This window comes from Rhizobium fabae (assembly GCF_003985135.1).
Lineage (GTDB): Bacteria > Pseudomonadota > Alphaproteobacteria > Rhizobiales > Rhizobiaceae > Rhizobium > Rhizobium pisi.
This window is the reverse complement of record NZ_ML133676.1, coordinates 1-3,314: the sequence shown is the minus strand read 5'-3', so window position 1 is coordinate 3,314 and position 3,314 is coordinate 1. Positions and strand designations below refer to the sequence as shown.

At 56.7% G+C, this 3,314-nt stretch carries 3 protein-coding genes and 2 pseudogenes; 4 read left to right on the top strand and 1 reads right to left on the bottom strand.

Annotated elements, in window-relative coordinates; all coding sequences use genetic code 11:
- Positions 1 to 75: 75 nt before the first annotated feature.
- Together EFB14_RS33190 and EFB14_RS32675 are read left to right on the top strand one after the other, a co-directional pair.
- Positions 76 to 390: a hypothetical protein gene (locus EFB14_RS33190; RefSeq protein WP_164737638.1), complete on the top strand. Its 315-nt coding sequence runs from the start codon at positions 76 to 78 to the stop codon at positions 388 to 390.
- Positions 391 to 471: 81 nt separating this feature from the next.
- Complete coding sequence (locus tag EFB14_RS32675) at positions 472 to 804, top strand: hypothetical protein (RefSeq protein ID WP_126830927.1); 333 nt, start codon at positions 472 to 474, stop codon at positions 802 to 804.
- A gap of 413 nt (positions 805 to 1,217) precedes the next feature.
- Here the strand turns inward: EFB14_RS32675 and EFB14_RS32670 are convergent.
- A pseudogene (locus EFB14_RS32670) lies at positions 1,218 to 1,593 on the bottom strand (thermonuclease family protein).
- 439 nt (positions 1,594 to 2,032) lie between these two features.
- On the opposite strand from EFB14_RS32670, the pseudogene EFB14_RS33705 reads away from it, so the two are divergent.
- A pseudogene (locus EFB14_RS33705) lies at positions 2,033 to 2,161 on the top strand (MerR family transcriptional regulator); the annotation flags it as partial.
- Between the two features lie 9 nt (positions 2,162 to 2,170).
- Positions 2,171 to 3,070 (top strand): transcriptional regulator, encoded by a 900-nt coding sequence (locus tag EFB14_RS32665; RefSeq protein WP_245438361.1) that lies wholly within the window; start codon positions 2,171 to 2,173, stop codon positions 3,068 to 3,070.
- Positions 3,071 to 3,314 lie beyond the last annotated feature (244 nt).

Sequence of the window (3,314 nt, the reverse complement as noted above, 5' to 3'; positions counted from 1 at the left end):
GTTCATCATGTCGTCGGTCATCGGTGGTGTCCCTCAGGTTGGCTCTAAGCAACCCGACCCTACCGGAAATCACCGATGGCTATGAAATCCAGCTACACCACTCCATGGGACACGATCTGTCGTTCTGAAGCCCTCGATTTCGCCGGAGAAAAATCCGGCTTTCATCGCCGTCTTTTGATCGCTGGCCGAATCCGTCATCACGAAATCAAGGTACTCGTTCCAAGCGTAGTGTCCGCGGCTGGTCGGGAATTTGAATTTATACATCTCAGCCTTGTAGAAGCGGTCATCCTCGTTCTCCAGAAGAGCCACGCCTGCCAGAATTTGGCGCCGAAAAGCTGTCCGTTCTCGATCGGGAGCGCGCCGCCCTCGATCGCGCCAATGCGCGGGTGATCCGCTGCGCCGACCATATCCACGCTTTCAACACCCGCCAGACCGGCGCTCAATCAATCCCGAACGTAGATGGGAAAAACAATGCCAGATGATATCCGTTGGCTGATCGGGGCCATGATCACCGTGTCGACGTTTGTCGGGGGGCTTGTCTTCGCGACCTTCAACAACGTCAAGACCCGGATCAATGCGGTGGATGAGCGACTATCCGGAAAAGTCGAAGCGGGCGATGACGTCCTGCATGACCGGCTGAACAGGATCCGGGACGAGTACGTCCGCCGTTCCGATCTCGACGGCCATATCCATCGGCTGGAATCCAGCATCAAGGACCTTCGCGAAAAGCACCGGGAGACGTCGAAGGAAACGACCCGACGTCTGGACGCCATCATCGCGTCACTGGCGAAAGACAATGCCTGAGTGTCGGGCCGCGCGGAGCGTCGCTTGGGAGCGGACGGGGAAATTGCCTCCGCACGACCCAACTCTGGAAAATGGTGGATCGCTAGGAGAAAGGCATTATGCGAACTGAAAGTACTGGCTTTCTCCCGCGATCCAATGAGCTAACTAGATTGTCGATCTGGGGTTCCCGGCGTGCCGAACAAAAAAGGCCCCGCCGAGACGGGGCAAGTTTGAGGAGTGGGTGCTGTTGGAGACAGGACTCCTCCTCTGCGCGATCCGCTCCGAGCGCCGACGTCAATGCCAAAAAAAGCCCCACTACGGAGCGGGGCTAAGGTTGAGGTGGGTCGCTCAGCGAAGTGTAACGAATCTCCGCACGGCCCGAAGGTTTTACGGTCAACGAAGCATATTGTTCCCGTGCCTACAGATTTTTTTGTTCAATCGCACCAGTCATTCCGATGCCCCGGGGTCCAGGTGCGCCGCGAAGCCCTCCCGAAGCAGCTTCTTCCCAATCTCTTCCCCATTCGTTCGGTAGATGTTGATGAGCGGCCGGTGCGATGGCGTACCGTCGGCCGTGCCGCTGAACACGACGCGCAATCCCTTTTCAGCCAAAAGCTCTTTCAGCCTGCCCTTGGCGATCAGCGCCAACTTCCGTTCCTTGATGCATTTCGCGTGCGATCCAATCTCCGGCGTATCGATGCCCGAGACGAACGGAACACCTTCCCCCAGCAGTCGCATATTTTGCCCGTCGCATTTCACCGTGTCGCCGTCGACGACGGTCAAAGAGGCGCAGAAAATCAGTCCAGCTATCATTGAATGGTATTCCCAAGCTCATGGCGCATCTGATCGTAGCGCTGTTGATCGACGAGGCCGTCACCGACGTTCTCGACTCTCCCCCCTGCGAAGACGACATCTCAGACACTCAGGTCATTGTCGCTATGGAGGCTACATAGTCTCCTGAAGCATACGATCCTCTCTGCAGTATTGTCGGTGCGGACGATGAAGAAAATCTCTAAGCGATTTGCCACCGTCATGCGGCATATCTGCGATCCGCCGAGGCGACGCAAAAGTCAGGCCACCATATCCAGAATGCGATGTCGATCGGCGGTTACAGATTGATCCGACGCGAAAATCGCCCTCAAATTTCGCTTGAGCCGGACCCCACGTCATACCTTAGATGAGGTTCATGACTTTGTAGGAGGCTCTATGCGGAATGATATCAAGGAAGAAACGTGGCTGACCGCTGCGCAATGTGCCAAGCGCATTGGTCTCACGGTACGTGCACTCCCGGCTATACGAGCAAACTGGCCTCATCCACCCTCGCAGGACGGAAAAGAATTGGCGGCTCTACGGAGCCAATGAAATCGCCCGGCTGAACGAGATTCTGACGTTGAAGCGACTGGGCCTCCGCCTGCATCACATCGCCCGGCTGTTGGCCGGGCAAGCGGCCGATCTCGATCGCATGCTTTCCATGCAGAACCTCACTCTACAGGAACAGCTCGGGCGCACCCAGCGCAGTCTCGCCATTGTTGAAGCCCTGAGGGCGAAGGTTGCCGCAGGAGGTCTGCTTTCGATCGAAGAACTCCTGAAACTCGCAAAGGATACGAATATGACCGACACCTCATCCGATACCATCGCATGGCGTCGCTACGAGCAGGCAAGGCCCCGGACAGAGCAGAAGATCGATCTTGCTCTCTATGCCGACTATAACGGCTACTACCTTCTCGATACGCTTGCCTATGTTATCACCCTGAGAGATGGACGGCTTTTTTCGCGCCTGACAGGCCAGGCGGAGCTTGAAATTTTTGCCAAAGACGTTGACCGTTTCTTCTACAAGGCGGTCCAGGCGCAGCTCACCTTCACTCGCAACGAAAGCGGTGCCGTATCCGGTCTCGTGCTACACCAGAACGGCTATGAACAGGCCGCACCCCGTGTCGAGGAGAGCGTCGTGACTGCGCTGGAAGAAGCGCTTGCGAAGCGGATCAAGGACAAGCGCCCGGTGGAAAACAGCAAGGCTTTGCTGCAAGAGATCATAGACCAACGCCAGCGCCGCGAACCCGATTATGAGCAGATGATGCCCCCTCTCGCCACCGCCGCGCGCGAGCAATCTGCAATGATTCAATCCGATCTGGAGCGCATGGGACCGCTCAAAGACATGTCCTTCAAGGGCGTAACGGATTGCGGCTGGGACGTCTACGACGTCTGCTTCGAGAAGGGCCGCCTGGAATGGAGTTTTGCGGTGGCGGCGGACGGCAGATTTAGCGGCATCTTCATTCGCCCGTCTCTTTGACTGTTGCCCCGATCAGACGCAAAATCTTACTATTGCAGGGGATTTTCGCGACAGCTTTACAGATTAAGGGACAGCGCCATCCCCGCTTCAGAGCTCTTAAGTTAGCGCCTATGGGGCTGTTGCCCCAGATCGTGTCCCATGGAGTGGTGTAGCTGGATTTCATAGCCATCGGTGATTTCCGGTAGGGTCGGGTTGCTTAGAGCCAACCTGAGGGACACCACCGATGACCGACGACATGATGAAC